Genomic DNA, 19,260 nt, shown 5'->3' with positions numbered 1-19,260 from the left:
TTTGCCTGGCGGCAACAGCGCGGTGGTCCCACCTGACCCCATGCCGAACTCAGAAGTGAAACGCCGTAGCGCCGATGGTAGTGTGGGGTCTCCCCATGTGAGAGTAGGGAACTGCCAGGCATCAAATAAAACGAAAGGCTCAGTCGAAAGACTGGGCCTTTTGTTTTGTCTGTTGTTTGTCGGTAAGCGCACTCCTGAGGAGGACAAATTCGTCGGGAACGAATTTGCACAGCACGCCGTGCAGCCCGGAGGGTGGCGGGCAGGAGGCCCGGCATACAACGGCCCGGCATCAGACAGACGAAGAAACCTCATGCGCAGGCATGGGGTTTTTTTGTTGTCTGCGGTTCAGGAAAAGCAGTGCGACGCCGCCCGGCACGGGCGCTGCGCGCCGCGATCGTCTGATAAGAAAAAAACCTGCCAGCCCCTGATGTTATATTTAAAATAAAAATCAGCTATGTTCTAAATATAAAATTACGGTCTTTAATTAATTATCTGAATATCTTTAACTCATCGTTGAATTACATTTAATTAATACTATCAACTATTTACAAAATATCATCCCACCGTTTAAGCAGTGAAATCGTAATAACTGGACTTTCCGAATAAAATGATTTACTGTCATTAACAGTTTGTTAACTTGATCGGATTCGGGTTAACTGAATTGTGATATAAAATATCAAGCGTACTGCCGGTATTAATGCCTGTTTCGGTAACGTCCGGGGCTAAATAACCTCTGTTACCGGATGGCAATATGAGAATATAAATGAAAATCCTGCTTAGCTGGCCCCCTTTGCGTCGGCTCACCCGCTACATACAAGAACGTCTCACCTTTTTGGTTCTGCTCTGCTGGCCGGCGATTATCTGGCTGGCGTGTCGGGTCTGCGTCTGGCTGGCTGATAGCGCGTATACGCTGATAGGGAAGCCGTTAAGCGAGTCGTTTACCGTCTATCTGCAGCCGCTGATGACCTTTGGCACGCTGGTCCGTATCTCCGTGAGCTGGGTCGTGCTGCTGTTCATTCTGTTTAGCATGGCGATGGGCTTTACCTGGCTGCTGCGTCGCGTGATAAACCGCAAAAACTGATCCCGTCCTTATTGCCGTTGGCCGCCGCCGAGGTGACGGCCAGAACGATCTCACTCACGCCATCGCGCCGATCGTCTTACGAAAACGCAGCAGGGCGATGGTAAAGAACGCTGCGCCAATGGCCATCAGGGTTAAAAACTGCGGCCAGACGATGGCAAAGCCGGCACCGCGATACAGAATCGCCTGCGCGAGGCTGACGAAGTGGGTGGTCGGCATGGTTAACATAATATCCTGTACCGCCTGCGGCATACTTTCCCGCGGGGTTGAACCGCCTGAAAGCATCTGCAGCGGCAGCAGCACCAGGATCATCAGCAGCCCCAGCTGCGGCATCGAACGCGCCACCGTCCCCATAAAGATACCGATTGAGGTGGTTGCGAACAGGCTCAGGGCAACGCCCAGCATAAACAGCGGGATCGAGCCTTCAATCGGCACCTGCAGCACCCCCTGCACCATGAGCAGCAGCGAAAGCCCGGAAACGACCAGCACCACCAGCCCCATCGACCAGATTTTTGCCAGCATAATTTCAAACGGCGTCACCGGCATAACCAGCAGATGTTCGACCGTGCCGTGCTCCCGCTCGCGGATCAGCGCCGAACCGGTCAGCACGATCGCCAGCATGGTGATGTTATTGATGATGGCCATGACCGCCCCAAAGCGCTCCTGCTCAAGATTGGGATTAAAGCGCATCCGCACCGCCAGCTCTACCGGCAGGGTAGCGTTATCCCGGTAGCGGGCAACGAAGCTGTTCACCTCCCCGCTAATAATATTCTGGATATAGCCGTTGCCGGTAAACGCCTGGCTCATACGCGTGGCGTCGACGTTAACCTGAATTTCCGGCTGCCGCCCGGCGAGCACATCGCGCTGAAAGTTGGGGGGAATATTAATGGCGAAGGTATAGTTCCCGGCATCCAGCCCGGCATCCATCTCATCTTCGTTAATCAGCTCCGGCGGTAAAAACCACGGCCGATAAAAGCCGTTGATAATACGCGAAGAGAGCTGCGATTTATCCATATCGGCAATCGCGATAGGCGCCAAATGCAGCGACCCCGGCATCACGGTCGCTGAGGAATAAACCGATACGGTAAAGGCGAACAGGATTAAGGTCAGCATCGCCTTATCGCCGAGCAGGCTGCGCAGCTCTTTGACGCCGAGATTATAAATATTACGTAATCCGCGCATCATCCCTCCTGTTTTTTCAGCAGCCACACGCTGAGGCCGAGCACCAGCGGGACGGCAATCAGCAGCGGTATAAAGGACGCCCACAGGTCCGTCAGGCTCAGGGCTTTTGAGAATGTGCCGCGGGCGATGGTGAGAAAATGGCTGGTCGGGTAGATCTGACCAATCCAGCGGCCGGGCCCCTCCAGCGAAGCGACCGGGTCAATCATGCCGGAAAACTGCGTGGCCGGTATCAGCGTAATAATGGCGGTGCCGAAGATGGCCGCAATCTGGCTTTTCATAAAGGTGGAGATCAGCAGCCCCAGCCCGGTGGCGATGGTGACATAGAGCAGCGCCGCCGCGGTCAGGGTCAAAAAGCTGCCCTTATGCGCTACGCCAAACACCGCTACCGACAGCGCGCACAGCAGGAAGAAGTTAAACATTCCCAGCACGATATACGGCAGCTGCTTGCCCAGCAGAAACTCGCTGCGGGTAGTCGGCGTGACGTACAGGTTGATGATTGAGCCAAGCTCTTTTTCACGTACCACGCTCAGCGCGCTGAGCATCGCCGGGATCATCATCAGCAGCAGCGGGATCACCGCCGGAACGATGGCCGGCAGGCTTTTCACGTCCGGGTTATAGCGATAGCGCGTCTCGATGGATATCAGCGACGTATCGTGGACGGGAGACGCCTGCCGTCCGGCCATCTCCTGTAGCCAGGCCAGATGCATGGCCTGTACGTAGCCGCGCACCGTCTCGGCCCGATTAGGCATAGCGCCGTCCACCCAGACGCCAATTTTCACCGGCGTGCCGCGGGCAATATCGCGGCCAAAATCAGGCGGAATTTCAATAGCCACGGCCAGCTCGCCGCTGCGCATCCGCCTGTCCAGTTCGTCATAGCTCTGCAGCGGCGGCTGCTCGATAAAGTAGCGCGAGCCGGCAATATTCTGTGACCAGCCCTGGCTGCTGATGGTCTGGTCGCGATCGAGTACCGCGAAGCGCAGATCTTCCACGTCCATGCTGATGCCATATCCCATGATGAACATCAGAATAACGGTACCCAGCAGGGCCAGGGTCGATCGTACCGGATCGCGCCGCAGCTCCAGCGCTTCGCGTCGGCTGTAGCTAAAGAGCCGGCGCAGGCTGAACGCCTGCTGCTGCGCCGCCGCCGTCCCGGGCGAAGCGCTAACCGGAGGAGCGGGCGCTATTTCAGCGGCGGGCTGCCGGGCATCCTGCAGCCAGCCGATAAACGCCTCTTCAAGCGTTGCCGCGCCGCGCTGGGCCACCAGCGCCTGCGGTGTATCGCTGGCCAGCACCTTCCCGGCGTGCATCAGCGAAATACGATCGCAGCGCTCGGCTTCGTTCATAAAGTGGGTCGAGATAAAAATGGTCACCCGATCCTGACGGGCGAGATCGACCATCAGCTGCCAGAACATATCTCTGGCGACCGGATCGACGCCGGAAGTCGGCTCATCGAGGATCAGCATTTCCGGGCGATGGATCACTGCCACGGCGAGAGAGAGCCGCTGGCGAATGCCTAACGGCAGAGAGGCGGGAAGGGTATCTTCGACCTCCGTTAACATAAATCGTTGGCTCATTTCCGCGACCCGAGCGGGGATCTCGGCATCCGGGATGTGGAATAAGCGGGCGTGCAGCTCAAGGTTCTGCCTGACGGTCAGCTCGCTGTAGAGGGAGAAAGCCTGCGACATATAGCCGACGCGGCGGCGGGTTTCGATATCCTTCGGATCGACCGGCTGACCGAATAGCCAGGCCTCGCCTTCGCTGGCGGGCAGCAGGCCGGTAAGCATTTTCATGGTGGTTGATTTACCGCAGCCGTTTGAGCCGAGGAAACCAAAAATCTCGCCACGGGCGATGCGGAAGTTCACGCTATCCACCGCTACGAAGTTGCCAAAGCGCATGGTCAGGCCACGGGCTTCAATCGCAATTTCATTGTCCAGCGCGTTGCGCGGCGCGATGATCACCTCTTTGTGTGCCTCGCGCTGGGCTTCCGGCAGCAGGGCGATAAACGCCTGTTCGAGCGTCTGGCTGTGGGTTTGCGCTTTTAGCTCTTCGGCGCTGCCGGTAGCCAGCACCTCCCCGGCGTTCATCGCCACCAGCCAGTCGAAGCGCTCCGCTTCTTCCATATAGGCCGTCGCCACCAGCACGCTCATCTCCGGCTGGCGCTGGCGAATGCTGTCAATCAGCTCCCAGAACTGGGCGCGAGACAGCGGGTCAACGCCGGTGGTGGGTTCATCAAGGATCAGCAGCTGCGGATCGTGGATCAGCGCGCAGCACAGGCCGAGCTTCTGCTTCATCCCGCCGGATAGCTTCCCGGCAGGACGGTCGCGGAAAGGGGCCAGTCCGGTGCTGTGCAGGAGCTCATCGATGCGGTTCTCGCGCTCGGCCCTGTCGTGACCAAACAGCCGGGCAAAGAAATCGACGTTTTCATACACCGACAGGGTGTGATAGAGGTTTTTACCCAGCCCCTGCGGCATCCAGGCGATTTTGGGGCAGACATCCCGGCGATGGCGGGCGTCGCGCATATCGCCGCCGAGAACCATCACGTTGCCCTGCTCAATGACCCGCGCCCCGGAAATCAGCGACAGCAGGCTTGATTTGCCGACGCCGTCTGGGCCAATCAGGCCCACCATCCGGCGAGCGGGAATGCTCAGCGTAATATCCCGCAGCGCGACGGTGGCGCCAAAGCGCTGGCCGACGCGTTCCAGCAGGGCGACCGGTGGGTAAGTATCCTGCTGAGAGCCTCTCATTGCGGCAACCTCACCGCGAGCGTATCGGGCCAGGCCTGCTGGCTATCCAGGCGGACATACGCCATGCCGGGCAGGCCGGTTTTGACATACTCAAGGTGCTGCTCCAGCAGCTCCGGCGGAATGCGCGCCTTCACGCGGAACATCAGCTTCAGGCGCTCATCGCTGGTTTCTACCGTTTTCGGCGTAAACTGCGCGACGCTGGCGACAAAGCTGATATGGGCGGGAACGACCAGGTTTGGCGCCGCGTCCAGCACGATGCGCGCTTCGCCGCCCAGCGCCAGCAGGCCCGCCTGCTCGGTTGGCAGGAAGAAGGTCATGTAGACATCGGAGAGGTCGACCATATTCAGCACCCGCCCGCCGGCGGCCAGGACTTCGCCCGGCTCGGCGACGCGATACTGAATTCGGCCGTCGCGCGGCGCTTTGAGCGCGCTATCGTCAATATCGGCGAGGATGCGTCGTTCCGTCGCCTGCGCGGCATCAACGCGGGTTTGCGCCTGAATAATGCTGGTCCGGGCGGCTTCAATTGCGGCCCTCGCCGCAGAAACCTGGGCTCTGGCGGATTCGAGCGCTGCCCGGGCGCTTTCCGCTGCCGCCTGGTCATCGTCGAGCTGCTGGGCTGAAACCGCGCCGCGCTGCGACAGCGCGCTGGAGCGCACGTGCCGTTTAGCGGTGGAGTTGAGCTCCGCCTGCCGCTGCTTTACCACCGCTTCGGTGGCGCGCATTTCGCTTTGCCGCTGATCCAGCAGCGCTTTGGCGGCGGCGACCGCGCTTTCAGCCTCTTTGATCTGGGCGGCGGCTTCGAGGCGCTGTTCGTTAAGCACCCGAATATCCATCCGCGCCAGCACCTCGCCCTTGCGAACGAACTGCCCCTCTTTGACCAGAATGGCGTCGATGCGTCCGGCGGTTTTGGTGGCGATATCCACCTCGGTGGCTTCTATCCTGCCGTTGCTGCTGGCAAATCCCTCCGCAAGTCCCGGCGGACGCAGCGCCCACCATATCAGGGCGGCGATGACCGCCAGCAGGCCGACAAGGCACCAGGCCCAGTGCTGTTTGATTTTGTCCATACGCTACTCGCTCTGTTCCATATTGCTGAGTGATGCGCGTTTCTTTCCTCCGCCATACGGAGCGTTATCTCTTTGAAAGATTGAGGAGTGGAGGGGCAAGGCCGACCGGCGCGCGGATCCAGCTGCGCTGCTAACCGGTGAGAAAGATGTGCTACGAATGTGGTCATCATCAGCAATCCAGGCCTTAAATGAAACACGCATAAATATAGCTACTGTCTATTGGATACTAGCATTTGTATTGAGTATGTCCATACGCTAAATATGGGTTATGGATACCGCGTCGCGAACCGCCCGTCGACGGCCGCACGGAAAGGCGTAAAGTATGATTGATGCATTTTCAATCTGGTTGGTCATAGCTAACTGTTGTATGATTTGCGGCCCTGAAAAGAGACAAACGTCAGCGAGCGCTTTATTCAATGAGTGATGAAAGCAAAAAATATATCGCGATTATTTTTAAGGAATGGCTGCCGCTGCACGACGGCCTGACGCCGGAAGTGAAGGCGGTGCTTAATAATATTGCCACCGAGCAGGCTGAAGCGCTGGCGGCCCGTTTTTATGACTTTATTTTTCAGGACCCGGATATTGCCAGGCACCTCACCTACGATTTGGTTCAGGAACGTCTGAGCCGCTCGCTGGCCGGCTGGGTCAAAGATATTTTGACCTGCGAGAAGGACGGCCTGCAGGCGCTGGCGGAAAGGCAATATCATATTGGCAGCATTCACTCGCGTATCGGCATCCCTGCCGAGGCCGTGCTGCGCGGAGCCAGGCAGCTCAAGGCCGGGGTGATTGAATATATTCGCGACAGTACCATCGACCGCCAAACCGGCGTTGCCGCGATCTACTATGCGATTATGGCGTTTAATATGGCGATCGAGATGATGTGCCATGCCTACACCCTGTCGCACTATCGGGCGACCAAAAACGAAGAAGCCTATCGCCTGTACAGCCTGATGGATAACGTGCCGATGGAGTACGGCAAGCAGCAGGCTGCGCTCTCCGGCTGGGAAAATACCGTTATTTTTAATATCGTTAGCGAAAATAAAAACGATATTAACGCCACGTTATTATCTGAATCCGAATTTGGCCTGTGGTTCCGCCATAAATGCGTGCGCTATTTTAACAAGAACGCGCAGATGGAAGAGATTGGCGGATTAATCACCCAGGTCGATAGCTTAATTAGCGGCTGGAAATCATCCGACAGCCGCGCAGAATATAAAGATACGCAAAACCTGCTGCAGGGTATTCATATTCATTGCCAGCAGATCGGCAGCCAGCTGGGGGTGATTTTTAGCAGCCTGTCGCAAATGCAAAACGGCAAAGACGCGCTCACCAGCCTGCTCAACCGTCGCTACCTGCCGGTGGTCCTCAAGCACGAGGTCGCGCTCGCTATGGAGTATGAGCGGCCGATGACGGTCGCGATCGTCGACGTCGACCATTTTAAAGAGATTAACGATAGCTGGGGCCACCAGGTGGGCGACCGGGCGATTAAGCACGTTGCCGATCTGCTCAGCGACAATATCCGCTCCAGCGACTATATCTTCCGCTACGGCGGCGAAGAGTTTCTGCTGGTGCTGGTGGAAACCGGCGCCGTGGAGGCCCATGCGCTCCTTGAACGCCTGCGCAAAAATATCAGCCAGCTCGCCTTCAACGTTGGCGGCGAGACCGAAATCGCCATTACCGCCAGCATCGGCTACGCCGTCCACACCGGCCACCCTGATTACAACCTGCTGCTGCGCGACGCCGATAGCGCGCTCTATGCCGCCAAGCGCGACGGACGCAACTGCGTGAAGATGCACGAAGGTGGCAGCGGCGGCTAAGCCGTCTGCCGGCCAGGCTCCCGCAGGCGAAGCGCGATGGCGAGTCGCCTCGTTCAGAACAGGATCGGCAATCCCAGGCCCCGTTTTACCTCATGCAGCGTCCGCTGCGTGAGGCTGTTGGCCCGCTCGCTGCCCTGGCGTAGCAGCTCCAGCAGCATGCCTTTATCGGCAATAAACCGCGCCCGGCGCTCGCGTATCGGCGCCAGCAGCGTCTGCAAACACTCCTCCAGCGCGTTTTTACACTGCCGATCGCCCAGTCCGCCACGCTGATAATGCGCCTTCATTTCGCCGATGAGCGGCCTGTCGGGGTGGAAGGCATCGAGATAGGTGAAGACGACGTTACCTTCCACCTGGCCCGGGTCGGCAACGCGCAGGTGGCCTGGGTCGGTATACATGGCGCTGACCGCGCGATGGATCTCCTCTTCGCTGGCCGAAAGCGTCAGCGTATTGCCCAGCGATTTTGACATTTTTGCGCTGCCGTCGACGCCCGGCAGACGGCCGACCTCGCTGAGCAGCGCCTTACAGTGCTGCAGCACCGGCGTCGTCGTCAGGCTATTCATCTTATGTACGATTTCGTTGGTCTGTTCGATCATCGGCAGCTGATCGTCGCCGACCGGCACCAGCGCGGCCTTAAAGGCGGTGATATCGGCGGCCTGGCTGATGGGGTAGGCCAGAAAGCCCACCGGCAGCGAGCGGGCGAATCCTTTCTGCGCAATCTCATGCTTGACGGTGGGATTGCGCTCGACGCGGGCAACGGTGACGATATTCATGTACAGGGCGCTCAGTTCAGCCAGCGCGGGGAGGGCTGACTGCAGGCAGACGGTGGTTTTCTGCGGATCGATGCCGACGGCCAGATAGTCGGCCATCACTTCAAAGATATTGCTGCTTATCTTTTGCGGGTTGCTGCCGTTGTCCGTTAATCCCTGCAGGTCGGCGACCAGAATGAACTGCTGGTGGTCATGCTGCAGCTGGACGCGCTGGCGCAGCGAACCCACGTAATGGCCGAGGTGCAGCTGGCCGGTTGGGCGATCGCCGGTAAGAATGGTTTGGCCTGCGTTCATCAGAAACTCCTTACGATGCTGTTAAGCCGAAAGGCGTCGCTGAGAAATGACAAAGCCGCCTTCCGGCGGCTTTGAAAATGGAAACGTCAATCGTGCCGCCTGTTATGCAGGCAGCCACCAGCGGAGTGAGCGGGTAACGACAACGTTTCTGTTCATCGGTCCATCCTGCCATGAAACGGGCATGGGGTAAACCCACGCTCCGTTTACCCTGGCGGCGTACTTACATCGTCGAGAAGACGTTCATGATGATGCCGCCGGAGATAATCAGCACCATAGCGAAGATGGCCGGCAGATCCGGTTTCTGCTTGTAGAGGATCATTGAGCAGATGGTGACGCCGACGATACCAAAGCCGCACCACAGCGAGTAGGCCACGCCCACCGGGATGGTGCTCATCGCGCGGGTGAGGGCGAAATAGCACAGCCCGTAGGCGCAGACTACCAGCACCGACGGCGCCAGCTTGCTAAAGCCGTTGGTCTTTTTGATCATCGAAGTGCCGGTGATTTCGGAGCCGATTGACAGCGCCAGCCATAAAAATCCGAGATTAAACATATGCTATTCCTTTCAGTCAGTTGGCGATCTTTTTGTCGAGAGGCGTAACCGGCTCGGCGGGCGCCGCGGCGCTCTCCTCGCTGCCCATTTTCGAGAACAGGTTCATGATGACGATGCCGCTGGCGATAATCGCCATGCCGATAATGGCCGCGGTATCCGGATGCTGGCCGTAAAACGCCATGCCCAGCGTGGAAACGACCAGGATGCCGGTGCCGGACCAGGTGGCATACGCCAGGCCGACGGGGATATCTTTCACCGCGCGGGAGAGCGAGTAGTAGCAGGTGCAGTAGAGAACAATCAGCAGCGCGAGCAGCATCATTTTGGTTGAGCCTTCGCTGCTGCCGAACATTTTAAGCGTCGAAGTGGCTGAGGTTTCGGAGAGGATAACCAGCAGCATCCATAGCCAACATTTTGTTTTGGAAGACATAATAAACTCCGGGTCTATTTATTAAGGTAAGGTTCTTTTTTTCTGTTTTTTAAAAAATCGATGGCGGCATCGGTCAGTTCGGCATCGGGCGCGGAGGCTAGCGCCGGATTATTCACCACGTCTGTGACAGTGAGATAACGCCGCGCCGCGCTCGCCGGCGTCGCCGCTGCGCTACCCGATGTCAGCCGCTCCAGCAGCTCGTTCATATCGCACAGCGTAACGCCGCACTCCGTCAGCCGGGCCAGCGTCGAGCGCATCTGCCCGGCGTAGGCCGAGTGGGGCGCCGCGCCGCACAGCTGATTGAGCTCGCTGCCGGGATCGCAGTGGTAGCGCAGCGCCAGCACCGGCAGGCCGCCAAGCAGCGCCTCGTGCAGGCGTCGGGCGAACGGGCTTCGCAGGTTGCCGTTCGCCAGGTCTGCCGCCAGCGGATAGTCGAGAAACGGCACTATCACCGCTCGCCAGGCCATTGCAGGCAGCGCTTCCTGCCAGGCTGACGCCGGGACGATTGTGCCGGTTTCCTGCCAGCATGCGGCGTCCGGGGTGCCTTCGTCCAGTACGATATGCAGCGGATGCCCGCAGCCCGCCAGACGGCGGCGGATCGCCTGTCGGTAGCCGTCGGCGGCGGCGACCATTACCAGAACCGGCGGCTGTAGCCGCTGGATAATCCGCGTCACCAGGCGTTCGATCTCTTCGTCGGTCATGGCCGGTCTCCGTTAAGCGGGCTGGGTGATGACGACCTGCGCGCCGTTTTTCAGCCCGGCGGCGTTGGCCTCTTCGGTATCGATATGGAACTCAAGCACAAAATCATCGCGCACCCGAATCACCACTTCATCAAACGTCAGCCGGCGCTCGCCGTTGCTGCGGACGCTGACCTTCTGCCCGTTGCTGACGTTCAGCTGGCGGGCGTCCTGCGGCGACATATGAATATGTCGCCAGGCGCAGATCACCTGCGAACGAAGCTCAACGTGGCCCGCCGGGCCGATCAGCAGCGCGCTGCCGGCGTTCTCCAGCTGGCCGGACTCGCGCACCGGCGCCCTGATACCGAGAGTGAAGCAGTCGGCGCGGGAAATTTCCAGCTGACTGCACGGGCGCGTGGGGCCGAGGACGCGAACGTGGGTCAGCGAACCCTTCGGCCCGACCACGGTGACGCACTCTTCGGCGGCGAACTGCCCCGGCTGACGCAGCGGCTTCAGCGGGGTTAGCGCGTAACCCTTGCCGAACAGCGCCTCGACATCCTGCTGCGCCAGGTGAACGTGGCGGTTAGAGATGCCCACCGGGATCTCCGGGGCGATGCGGGTCAGGCGGGCGGTAATTTTTTCATGTAACAGAGCGTCGATCATGCCTTCTTCCCTTTCCTCTGCGCGGCGTTTTTATCTTCCGTCTGGCCCGGTGCGGGCTGCGCCGGGTACTGAGCGGTTGGCTCCGTCGCGTCTTTTTCTTCTTCCACAGGGAGCGGCGCGTCGATCTTAGCCGCAGGGCGCGACGGGCGGCCTTTTAATTTACCCAGCGCATCGACCACGCTGCGTTCCGGGCGGGCGATGACCAGCGAGCCGACGACCTGGCCCGCGGCGACGACTTCGACGCCGCGCTCAATCGCGGTGTGGATGGCGCTGATTTCGCCTTCAAAGCAGACGCTGACCAGCCCCGAGCCGATTTTACGGTAGCCTATGCAGCTCACGCCTGCGGCTTTACAGGCGGCGTCGACGGCCTGAATGGCGGCGACCAGCCCTCGCGTTTCAATTACGCCTAAACTTTTCATTGTCAGTTCCTGTTAATGGCGGACTAAACGAATATCAAAATCAAACTGCGCGAAGAACGTTTCCAGCCGGTCTAATTCTTCGGGCGAATAGGACGGGTCCTGGGTAATCGGGTACGGCATATCCAGGCGTTCATATTTTTTACGTCCCAGCTGGTGGTACGGCAGCATATCGATGCGGCGGATATGTCCGCGTTTGGCTAGCTTCTGTACATAATCAATTGCGCCGGTAATTGCCTCCCAGGAGTCGTTATATCCGCGCACCAGCGGCATTCTGACAATCACGTTGGCGCCGGAATCCACCAGCCACTCCAGATTGCGGCGGATACCTTCGTTGCCAATGCCGAATAACGCTTTATGGTGCGCGCTATTGATTTGTTTAATATCGAATAAGAAGGTGTCGGTGACCGGCGCGAGCTTCTGGTAATTAGCCAGCGGGGTGGTGCCCTGAGTTTCGATAGCGGTATTGAGCATCATCTTTTTGCATTCGCTAAATAAGGCGACGGCAAAATCGGTTTGCAGGCTCATTTCGCCGCCGCCGATGGTCACGCCGCCGCCGGAGGCGATATAAAAATCGTAATCCTGCATGATTATCTCCATCAGCTCGCTGACGGTGACATCCTTGCCCATAATATCCAGCGCGTTCCGGGTGCAAATCTCTTCGCATTTACGGCAGCCGATGCAGTCTTTATTGCGGTCGACGAAGTGCTTCATTTCGCCGTTTTCCTCCGCCCGGTAATGAATACCCGCCGGGCAGACGCTGACGCAGTCGCCGCAGTTAACGCACTTATCCTGCGAGAACATCACCTGAAACTGGCTGGTAAGCCCTTCCGGGTTAGCGCACCACGGGCAGCGGATATTGCAGCCTTTGAAAAAAACCAGCGTGCGAATACCATCCCCGTCGTAGATCGAGTACTTCTGAATATTGAAAATGCGCCCGGTTAATTCTTGTGTTGCGATCACGCTTGCCTCCTCCCCGTCGTCTTTCGGGCTGTCGATGCGTTGGCTGCGCCTGTTCACCCCAGTCACATAGCTATCTATGCTCCTGGGATGTACGGGCTTACCGCCTTTCTACAACTCGAAATCCATAGGGGAAAATGTCTTTAAATTAGAACTTCTCAATGACCGTGCGGCTAATAATTTCATCCTGAACTTCCTTGCACAGTTCGACGAAGTAGGCGCTGTAGCCCGCTACCCGGACGATCAGGTCGCGGTATTTTTCCGGCTCCTGCTGGGCTTTTTTCAGCACTTCGTTATCGACGTAGCTGAACTGCATCTGGCCGTTGCCGAGAATCGATGCGGTACGCAGCAGCGTGATCAGGCCGTGGCGTCCTTCGGGAGTATCCAGCAAGCCTTTGAGGAACTTGAAGTTATGCACCATGCCGATGTTCATGGTCTCCACGTTCATCTTGCTGACTGACTTGATTATCGCCGTCGGGCCTTGCTTATCGGCGCCCTGCGTCGGGCTGATACCGTCCGAGAGCGGCATCCACGCCAGGCGACCGTTCGGCGTCGCGTTGGTCAGCTCGCCGATCGGCGTGTTGTTGGAGATCGACAGGGTGCCGTGGCTGAGGGTGGAGTAGAGCATCTGGTACTTACGGCACTCGCGCTCCGTCCACTCGGTAATATCCAGCGCGTACTGGTCAACGTAGTTATCGTCGTTGCCGTATTTCGGCGCATTCAGGCAGTCGCGGCGCAGCCCTTCGAAGCCTTCAAAGTTCGCCAGCATCGCGTCGCGGATCTGCTCGAGGGTATATTTTTTATCTTCATACACCAGCTTACGGATCGCGGCGAGGGAGTCGACGTAGGTCGCCAGGCCCGAGAAGATCAGCCCCGGCCCGTGGTTGACCATCGCGCCGCCGGCCGCCACGTCTTTACCGCTCTCCATGCAGCCTTCCACCAGCAGCGACATCAGCGGTTTCGGCGCCACGTCGCGGTGCACGCGCTGGCTGATCACCGTCCCGATTGCCGACAGGCGCACGATATGGGCAATCTGCTTTTTCACCGCCGCGTCGAACGCTTCGAAGGTGTGCAGGTCGCGCAGATCGCCGGTATCCAGCCCCTGATAGCTATCGAACAGCACCATCCGGCCGCGGTTCAGCACGAACTCGATGGCGATGGGCCACTGGGTGTAGCCGGTGGAGGTCCACTGGTAGATACGACCGGATTTCTGCGGCTCCACGCAGCCCATCAGGCAGTAGTCGCGGGCGTCTTCGAAATCGAAGCCTTTACGCAGCATCATCTTGATATGGGAGTCATCGAAGTGGCAGGCCGGGAAGCCCATGCCCGCTTTCACCACGTCGACGATTTTTTCCATGTACTTCTGCGGCGACTGGTTGTGAATGCGGCAGGCCAGCGACGGCTGGTAAACCTTCACAAAGCGCACGGCGTCCATAATCAGATAAGTGAGATCGTTGCAGGCATCGCCGCCGGAGCGCTTCTGGCCGCCGACGGTCAGGTTGATAAACGGCTGATAGCCGGCGAAGTATTTCGCCCCCAGCTCGCTGGACATCCACATCAGCTCGGCGCACTTGATGATAAAGGCCTGCATCATCTCCAGCGCGGACTCGTGGGTCAGGCGGCCTTCGCGAATATCGGCCTCAAACATCGGGTAGCAGTACTGGTCAACGCGGCCGAGGGAGAGGCCGGTCTGGTTCTCTTCGACTTCGAACAGCGACTCCACGGTCCAGATGCTCTGCAGCGCTTCCTGCAGGGTTTTCGGCGGGTTGGCCGGCACGTTCTGGTTAACCTCGGCGATGGTCAGCAGCTCGGCGCGACGCTGGGCGTTCTGCTCCGTGGCCGCCAGTTCGCGGGCATGCGCGGCGATGCGGTGGGAGTAGTTAATGACGCCTTCGCAGGTTTCGATCGCCGCTTTGTAGTAATAAATACGGTCGATATCTTCCGGGTTTTCCATGCTCAGCCGATCGAGGCGGGCCTGCGCATCGGCCTTAATGCCGTTCATCCCTTTGGTGAACAGCAGGACGTCGTAGCCCGGGCAGGTATCGCCGCCGCCGTTGATCTGGTGATAGGAGAGGTCGCTGACGAAGGTCTCGCCGCTGAACGCCCAGACGCCGGCTTCGCGATACTGCGCTTCGCAAATCTCATCCAGCGAACGGCCTTCCCAGAACGGCACGATCTCTTCGCGAATGGTTTTTTTATCTTCTTCGCTGATCTCAAACGGATCCTGCGGGCGGGTGCTCATGGTGTCGAGCTCGTCGCGCACCCAGCGCCAGGCGATATCCGGCGAGAAGGCGCCCGCGCGCGGTTTGCCGCACGGATGGCCGACGATCAGTTCGTCATCCTGAATCAGGATCGGCGCGGTTTCGCAGGCGTGACGGAACGCTTTGGCGCGCAGCAGAATGGTTGGCATGCCCGGGTTGGCTTTGACCACCTCGGTAAAGGCCAGCGCGCGGTAGATAGAGACGCTCGGACGCACGGTCAGATAGTGATTACGCAGGCGCTGCATGCGCGGGGTTAGCCCTTCCATCACCGGCGTATCGCCGCAGGCGGCAAACGGCGCGGTAGAGACCTGTTGCGCGCCGCGGAACAGGCGCACCGGTAGATTCCGCGCGCTGAGGTTGCGCTGCGCGCTGAGGAACATGTCGGAGAGCGCATTGATGCTGGCGTTCTCGAGGCTCGCGCCGTGCAGCAGCGCGTCAAACATCGGGTAGCCGTCGATGGCGCAGGCGGCGCGGACTTCACTCAGCTCCGCCAGCTTGAACCACAGGCATTCGACGATTTCATAGGCCTGCTGCGGCGTCAGGGCGCCGCTGTCGATATCGCGCTGATACCACGGCAGCAGGGCCTTATCGGCGCCTTCCGGGTTCACCGCATAGCTGCCGTTATCGAGCTGCAGCGCGAGCTGGAACAGATAAAAGGCCTGGCAGGCTTCTTTAAAACTACGCGCCGGGTGGGCCGGAACGTGGTGCAGGATGGCGGCGCTGTCGCGCAGCTCGCTCTGGCGATAAGCGTTGCTTTCGCCGGCGGCCAGGGTTTCCGCGCTGTTAGCCAGGTTTTGTGCCAGGGTCAGCAGCCCGTCGCAGGCGTAAATCGCCGCGCGGCAGCCGTTGACTTCATCCATGCCGCTGCGGCTGACGGCGCTGCCCAGGCTGCGGGTTTTCTCTTCGAGCTGGTGCCTGATCGCCAGCACGCCTTTCTCGATGACCAGCTTATAGTCCGGAGAGTCGAGGTCGCTGTTCAGATTGAGAAACTGGAACGCCGACGGGCGATGGGCCGCGCTTTCATCGTGAAAAATTGCCCCGTGCGGTTTGCGGGTCTGGTTGCCGACGATCAGCTCGTCGGCGCTGATGCACACCGGCAGCTGGCGCATCAGTTCATAGAAGCGGCGCGCCGGTTTAACGGCGGCGGGGACGCCCGCGATATCGCCATCAAGGGCGTTCAGCGTCGTGGCATGTTCGGTGCACAGGGTGCTTTTTTGTGAGAGTAAACGTTCTGCCAACACGTTGACGCGCGGCGTTAAGCTGTAGTGTGCCATGGGTAAGGTTCTCCAGTTCTTGTTATCAGTGGCCCTGAACGGCGCCGCCGGTCCACGCCCGGCGATAGAGTTCGGTTAAAGCGTGAGCGTCCGGCGTGCGCGGGTTGGTGGGGGTACAGCTATCGCGCAGCGCCTGACCAACCATTTCCGCCAGTCGCCGATCAAAATCAGCGGCATCGACGCCGGTATCGCGGATGCCGGCCGGCATGGTCATTTCGTCTTTTAATGCCTGAATGGCGATCAGCAGGCTGGCGACGCCCTGGCGGGGGCTGGCGGCCGGCAGATCCAGCAGATGAGCCAGACGAGCGTATTTGCGCGCGGCATCGGTATCACACTGCCCCTGATAATCCGCGTTCCACGCCACGACCTCCGCCATCAGCAGCGCGTTGGCGCGGCCGTGCGGGACGCGGAAGACGCCGCCAAGCGCGTGGGCGAGGCTGTGGGTGATGCCGAGCGAGGCGTTGGTAAAGGCCATTCCCGCCATGCAGGAGGCGTTGTGCATCTTTTCCCGCGCCAGCAGGTTGTCGCCGCTGCGCCAGCAGGTCGGCAGGTAGCGAAACACCTGCTGCACCACTTTTTCCGCCAGCGCATCGGAAAAGTCGCTGGCATCAAGAGAGACGTAGGCTTCCAGCGCGTGGCACAGAACGTCCATCCCGGTATCGGCGGTGATCGCTGGCGGCACCGAGGCCACCAGCGCCGGGTCGAGAATGGCGATATCCGGCAGCAGGGACGGGTCCACCAGCACCAGTTTTTCGGCGTGGGCTTTCACCACCGAAAAGGCGGTCACTTCAGAGCCGGTGCCGCTGGTGGTGGGGATCGCCACGAAGCAGGGGCGCTCGCGGCGGGCGTCCGGGCGGGTTTGCGCCAGGGCGAAAATAACCGCTTTGGCTGCATCAATCACCGAACCGCCGCCCAGGGCGATAACCAGATCCGGGTAGCTGTCGTCCATCAGCTTCATACCGCGCACGATAGTGGCGATATCCGGGTCGGCCACCACGTCGTCCCAGACCTGGAAGGTGATGCCGCGCTGGTGCAGGATCCGGGTCACGCGTTCGGCGAGACCAAATTTCACCATCGCCTTATCGGTGACCAGCAGGACGCTGCGGGCGGGAAGCTCGGTCAGGACCGCAAGCGCGTCCTGACCAAAGCGGATCCGAGGTTTCAGCAAAAATTCACTCATTGGACTATTCACTCCTTAAGCGTCCCGAAACACGTTCTCGACAATGGCAACCACCGACATGGCCTTGTAGCGGTCCCGGTTGAGCGCGAAATACTCTTCGGCCAGCACGATGTCGTGCATGCCTGCACCGACGCTATCGACGGCGACCCAGGTCTGGTCCTTCATTGGCCGCTGCTCATCGTCTAATTTGGTGATTAACAGCAGGTTGCTGCCGCGTAGCTCAGCGCATTTCTGCGTGGCGACGACATGTCCGACTACCTTTGCGAGAATCATCGTTTTTATCGCCTTATCTCAATGCATTACTTACCGAGGCGCTCCAGCACCTGGCGAATAATGCGCTCCACGTTTTGCTCGTTGATGTCGCCTTCCGCCTCGACGGCCGCGCGGACCGCAAAACGATCGTCCGCCGTCGCGCTGTGGGTCACAGCAGCAGCGGCAGGCGCGGTGAAGCGCTGGTCGTCAAAAATGCTGCGGTGCGGGTTATCGACCGGGGCGACGATGGTGGGCTGCGGTTCAGGGCGGCTGCCCGGAGCGCGCAGTTCATCAATGGAGCGCACGCCGTAGCCCACTCTGCGGATGTTGAGCAGGTTCATTGGCCCGACGTTATCGGAGCTGGAACCGCCGCCGACGGCGCCGCAGCCAAGGGTTAATGCCGGAGTGATATTGGTGGTCGCCCCGATGCCGCCCAGCGCCGCCGGAGTGTTGATCAGAATGCGGTTAACCGGTTTTTCGAGGCAGAACTGGCGAATGACGTCCTGGTTACGGGTGTGGATCACCAGGGTGTGGCCGAGGCCTTCGTTGGTCAGCAGCTCCATCACCCGGTTGCAGGCCGCCTTCCAGTCTTCTTCCACGTACAGGCCGAGTACCGGACACAGCTTTTCGCGAGAATAGGGGTTTTTGTGCGAGACGGTGGTTTGCTCGGCGATCAGCACCCGGGTGCTGGCCGGGACGCTGAAGCCGGCCATCTGGCTCAGATACAGCGCGGTTTTGCCAACCACTTTCGGGTTGATGGTGCCGTTGGCGCGCAGCAGCAGGGCCGCCATTTTCGCCGCTTCGCCCTCGTTCATAAAGTACGCGCCCTGGGCTTCCAGCTCGCGATGGACTTCGTCGTAAATGCAGCGTTCGACGATGATCGACTGCTCGGAGGCGCAGATCACCCCGTTATCGAAGGTTTTGCTGGTGATGATATCTTTCACCGCGTGGTGGATATCGGCGCTGCGTTCGATAAACGCCGGGCCGTTACCCGGGCCGCCGCTGATGGTCGGGGTGCCGGAGGCATACGCCGCGCGCACCATCCCTTCGCCGCCGGTGGCGAGGATCAGCGAGACCTCTTTGCTGTGCATCAGTTCGGAGGTGGCTTCAAGGGTCAGCTGGGTGATAGCGCTGACGCTGCCTGCCGGGGCGCCTGCGGCTTCGGCGGCGCGCTTAACGATCTCTATCGCTTTCCAGCTGCACTCGCGTGCGCCGGGATGCGGCGAAAAGATAATCGCGTTGCCGGCCTTCAGGGCAATCAGCGTTTTATAGATAACGGTCGAGGTCGGGTTGGTTGACGGCACCAGCGCGCAAATCACCCCCAGCGGCACGCCCACGTCCATCACTTTTTTTAGCGGATCGTCATGAATGATGCCGACGGTCTTCATATCTTTGATGGCGTCGTAGACGCGCAGCGAGGCAAAACGGTTCTTCAGCACCTTATCCTGCCAGTTGCCAAATCCGGTCTCTTCCGAGGCCATTTTCGCCAGCGCTTCGGCGTGGTGCGCCGCTTCCTGGGCCACGTTTTTCACGATGGCGTCGATTTGCTGCTGCGAAAAGGTGGCCAGAATCGCCTGGGCCTTTTTGGCGCTGCGCACCAGTTCCCGCGCGTTCTGGCGGGACTGCAAATCGTTATCCAGTTCAATCATGAGTC

At 59.5% G+C, this 19,260-nt stretch carries 16 protein-coding genes and 1 rRNA gene; 3 read left to right on the top strand and 14 right to left on the bottom strand.

Features of this window, described 5'->3' with window-relative positions:
* Nucleotides 1-4 precede the first annotated feature (4 nt).
* A 5S ribosomal RNA gene (rrf, locus tag QFI97_RS01950) occupies nt 5-120 on the top strand.
* 643 nt (nt 121-763) lie between these two features.
* Nucleotides 764-1,081, top strand: a complete 318-nt coding sequence (locus tag QFI97_RS01945; protein ID WP_095104091.1) for a hypothetical protein — start codon at nt 764-766, stop codon at nt 1,079-1,081.
* Nucleotides 1,082-1,135: 54 nt separating this feature from the next.
* Here QFI97_RS01945 and QFI97_RS01940 read toward each other — a convergent pair whose 3' ends face one another.
* The 3 genes from QFI97_RS01940 to QFI97_RS01930 are packed head-to-tail and all read right to left on the bottom strand — an operon-like array spanning nt 1,136 to nt 6,068.
* Nucleotides 1,136-2,260 (bottom strand): ABC transporter permease, encoded by a 1,125-nt coding sequence (locus QFI97_RS01940; protein WP_095104089.1) that lies wholly within the window; start codon nt 2,258-2,260, stop codon nt 1,136-1,138.
* The gene (gene rbbA, locus QFI97_RS01935) at nt 2,260-5,004 is read right to left on the bottom strand and encodes a ribosome-associated ATPase/putative transporter RbbA (RefSeq protein ID WP_346430468.1); all 2,745 of its coding nucleotides are present in this window, start codon (nt 5,002-5,004) and stop codon (nt 2,260-2,262) included. Before rbbA ends, QFI97_RS01940 begins: the two co-directional genes overlap by 1 nt.
* Nucleotides 5,001-6,068, bottom strand: coding sequence for an HlyD family secretion protein (locus QFI97_RS01930; protein WP_095104085.1), 1,068 nt, complete (start codon nt 6,066-6,068; stop codon nt 5,001-5,003). The genes rbbA and QFI97_RS01930 overlap by 4 nt, the downstream gene beginning before the upstream one ends.
* 416 nt (nt 6,069-6,484) lie before the next feature.
* On the opposite strand from QFI97_RS01930, the gene QFI97_RS01925 reads away from it, so the two are divergent.
* Complete coding sequence (locus tag QFI97_RS01925; protein WP_095104083.1) at nt 6,485-7,885, top strand: GGDEF domain-containing protein; 1,401 nt, start codon at nt 6,485-6,487, stop codon at nt 7,883-7,885.
* Nucleotides 7,886-7,938: 53 nt separating this feature from the next.
* On the opposite strand, the gene trpS is transcribed toward QFI97_RS01925, so the two are convergent.
* The 11 genes from trpS to QFI97_RS01870 all read right to left on the bottom strand — a co-directional run bounded on the left by trpS (nt 7,939) and on the right by QFI97_RS01870 (nt 19,255).
* A complete protein-coding gene (gene trpS, locus QFI97_RS01920) occupies nt 7,939-8,946 on the bottom strand; it encodes a tryptophan--tRNA ligase (RefSeq protein ID WP_095104081.1) in 1,008 nt (335 codons plus the stop codon).
* Nucleotides 8,947-9,166: 220 nt separating this feature from the next.
* A complete protein-coding gene (locus QFI97_RS01915) occupies nt 9,167-9,496 on the bottom strand; it encodes a DMT family transporter (RefSeq protein ID WP_041143869.1) in 330 nt (109 codons plus the stop codon).
* A 16-nt stretch (nt 9,497-9,512) separates the two neighbouring features.
* Complete coding sequence (locus tag QFI97_RS01910; protein WP_095104079.1) at nt 9,513-9,923, bottom strand: DMT family transporter; 411 nt, start codon at nt 9,921-9,923, stop codon at nt 9,513-9,515.
* A 14-nt stretch (nt 9,924-9,937) separates the two neighbouring features.
* Nucleotides 9,938-10,624 carry a hypothetical protein gene (locus QFI97_RS01905; protein ID WP_346430467.1) on the bottom strand — a complete coding sequence of 229 codons (687 nt, stop codon included), beginning with the start codon at nt 10,622-10,624 and terminating at the stop codon, nt 9,938-9,940.
* 12 nt (nt 10,625-10,636) lie between these two features.
* A complete protein-coding gene (locus QFI97_RS01900) occupies nt 10,637-11,263 on the bottom strand; it encodes a phosphate propanoyltransferase (protein WP_346430466.1) in 627 nt (208 codons plus the stop codon).
* The gene (locus tag QFI97_RS01895) at nt 11,260-11,682 is read right to left on the bottom strand and encodes a BMC domain-containing protein (RefSeq protein WP_346430465.1); all 423 of its coding nucleotides are present in this window, start codon (nt 11,680-11,682) and stop codon (nt 11,260-11,262) included. The genes QFI97_RS01900 and QFI97_RS01895 overlap by 4 nt, the downstream gene beginning before the upstream one ends.
* Before the next feature lie 12 nt (nt 11,683-11,694).
* The gene (gene cutD / locus QFI97_RS01890; protein ID WP_331834477.1) at nt 11,695-12,642 is read right to left on the bottom strand and encodes a choline TMA-lyase-activating enzyme; all 948 of its coding nucleotides are present in this window, start codon (nt 12,640-12,642) and stop codon (nt 11,695-11,697) included.
* Nucleotides 12,643-12,787: 145 nt separating this feature from the next.
* Nucleotides 12,788-16,174, bottom strand: coding sequence for a choline trimethylamine-lyase (gene cutC / locus QFI97_RS01885; RefSeq protein ID WP_346430464.1), 3,387 nt, complete (start codon nt 16,172-16,174; stop codon nt 12,788-12,790).
* 25 nt (nt 16,175-16,199) lie between these two features.
* Complete coding sequence (locus QFI97_RS01880) at nt 16,200-17,354, bottom strand: 1-propanol dehydrogenase PduQ (RefSeq protein ID WP_331834479.1); 1,155 nt, start codon at nt 17,352-17,354, stop codon at nt 16,200-16,202.
* Nucleotides 17,355-17,369: 15 nt separating this feature from the next.
* Nucleotides 17,370-17,627, bottom strand: a complete 258-nt coding sequence (locus QFI97_RS01875; protein WP_095104067.1) for a EutN/CcmL family microcompartment protein — start codon at nt 17,625-17,627, stop codon at nt 17,370-17,372.
* Nucleotides 17,628-17,653: 26 nt separating this feature from the next.
* The gene (locus QFI97_RS01870) at nt 17,654-19,255 is read right to left on the bottom strand and encodes an acetaldehyde dehydrogenase (acetylating) (protein ID WP_095104065.1); all 1,602 of its coding nucleotides are present in this window, start codon (nt 19,253-19,255) and stop codon (nt 17,654-17,656) included.
* Between the last annotated feature and the right edge of the window lie 5 nt (nt 19,256-19,260).

It is taken from the genome of Klebsiella scottii, assembly GCF_036561945.1.
Classification (GTDB): Bacteria; Pseudomonadota; Gammaproteobacteria; order Enterobacterales; family Enterobacteriaceae; genus Klebsiella; species Klebsiella scottii.
This window is presented reverse-complemented; position numbering and strand designations above follow the sequence as displayed.

Coding starts and splice junctions, on each gene's coding strand:
- QFI97_RS01945 (WP_095104091.1), top strand. CDS start 764: ATGAAAATCCTGCTTAGCTGGCCCCCTTTGCGTCGGCTCACCCGCTAC.
- QFI97_RS01940 (WP_095104089.1), bottom strand. CDS start 2,260: ATGCGCGGATTACGTAATATTTATAATCTCGGCGTCAAAGAGCTGCGC.
- rbbA (WP_346430468.1), bottom strand. CDS start 5,004: ATGAGAGGCTCTCAGCAGGATACTTACCCACCGGTCGCCCTGCTGGAA.
- QFI97_RS01930 (WP_095104085.1), bottom strand. CDS start 6,068: ATGGACAAAATCAAACAGCACTGGGCCTGGTGCCTTGTCGGCCTGCTG.
- QFI97_RS01925 (WP_095104083.1), top strand. CDS start 6,485: ATGAGTGATGAAAGCAAAAAATATATCGCGATTATTTTTAAGGAATGG.
- trpS (WP_095104081.1), bottom strand. CDS start 8,946: ATGAACGCAGGCCAAACCATTCTTACCGGCGATCGCCCAACCGGCCAG.
- QFI97_RS01915 (WP_041143869.1), bottom strand. CDS start 9,496: ATGTTTAATCTCGGATTTTTATGGCTGGCGCTGTCAATCGGCTCCGAA.
- QFI97_RS01910 (WP_095104079.1), bottom strand. CDS start 9,923: ATGTCTTCCAAAACAAAATGTTGGCTATGGATGCTGCTGGTTATCCTC.
- QFI97_RS01905 (WP_346430467.1), bottom strand. CDS start 10,624: ATGACCGACGAAGAGATCGAACGCCTGGTGACGCGGATTATCCAGCGG.
- QFI97_RS01900 (WP_346430466.1), bottom strand. CDS start 11,263: ATGATCGACGCTCTGTTACATGAAAAAATTACCGCCCGCCTGACCCGC.
- QFI97_RS01895 (WP_346430465.1), bottom strand. CDS start 11,682: ATGAAAAGTTTAGGCGTAATTGAAACGCGAGGGCTGGTCGCCGCCATT.
- cutC (WP_346430464.1), bottom strand. CDS start 16,174: ATGGCACACTACAGCTTAACGCCGCGCGTCAACGTGTTGGCAGAACGT.
- QFI97_RS01880 (WP_331834479.1), bottom strand. CDS start 17,354: ATGAGTGAATTTTTGCTGAAACCTCGGATCCGCTTTGGTCAGGACGCG.
- QFI97_RS01875 (WP_095104067.1), bottom strand. CDS start 17,627: ATGATTCTCGCAAAGGTAGTCGGACATGTCGTCGCCACGCAGAAATGC.
- QFI97_RS01870 (WP_095104065.1), bottom strand. CDS start 19,255: ATGATTGAACTGGATAACGATTTGCAGTCCCGCCAGAACGCGCGGGAA.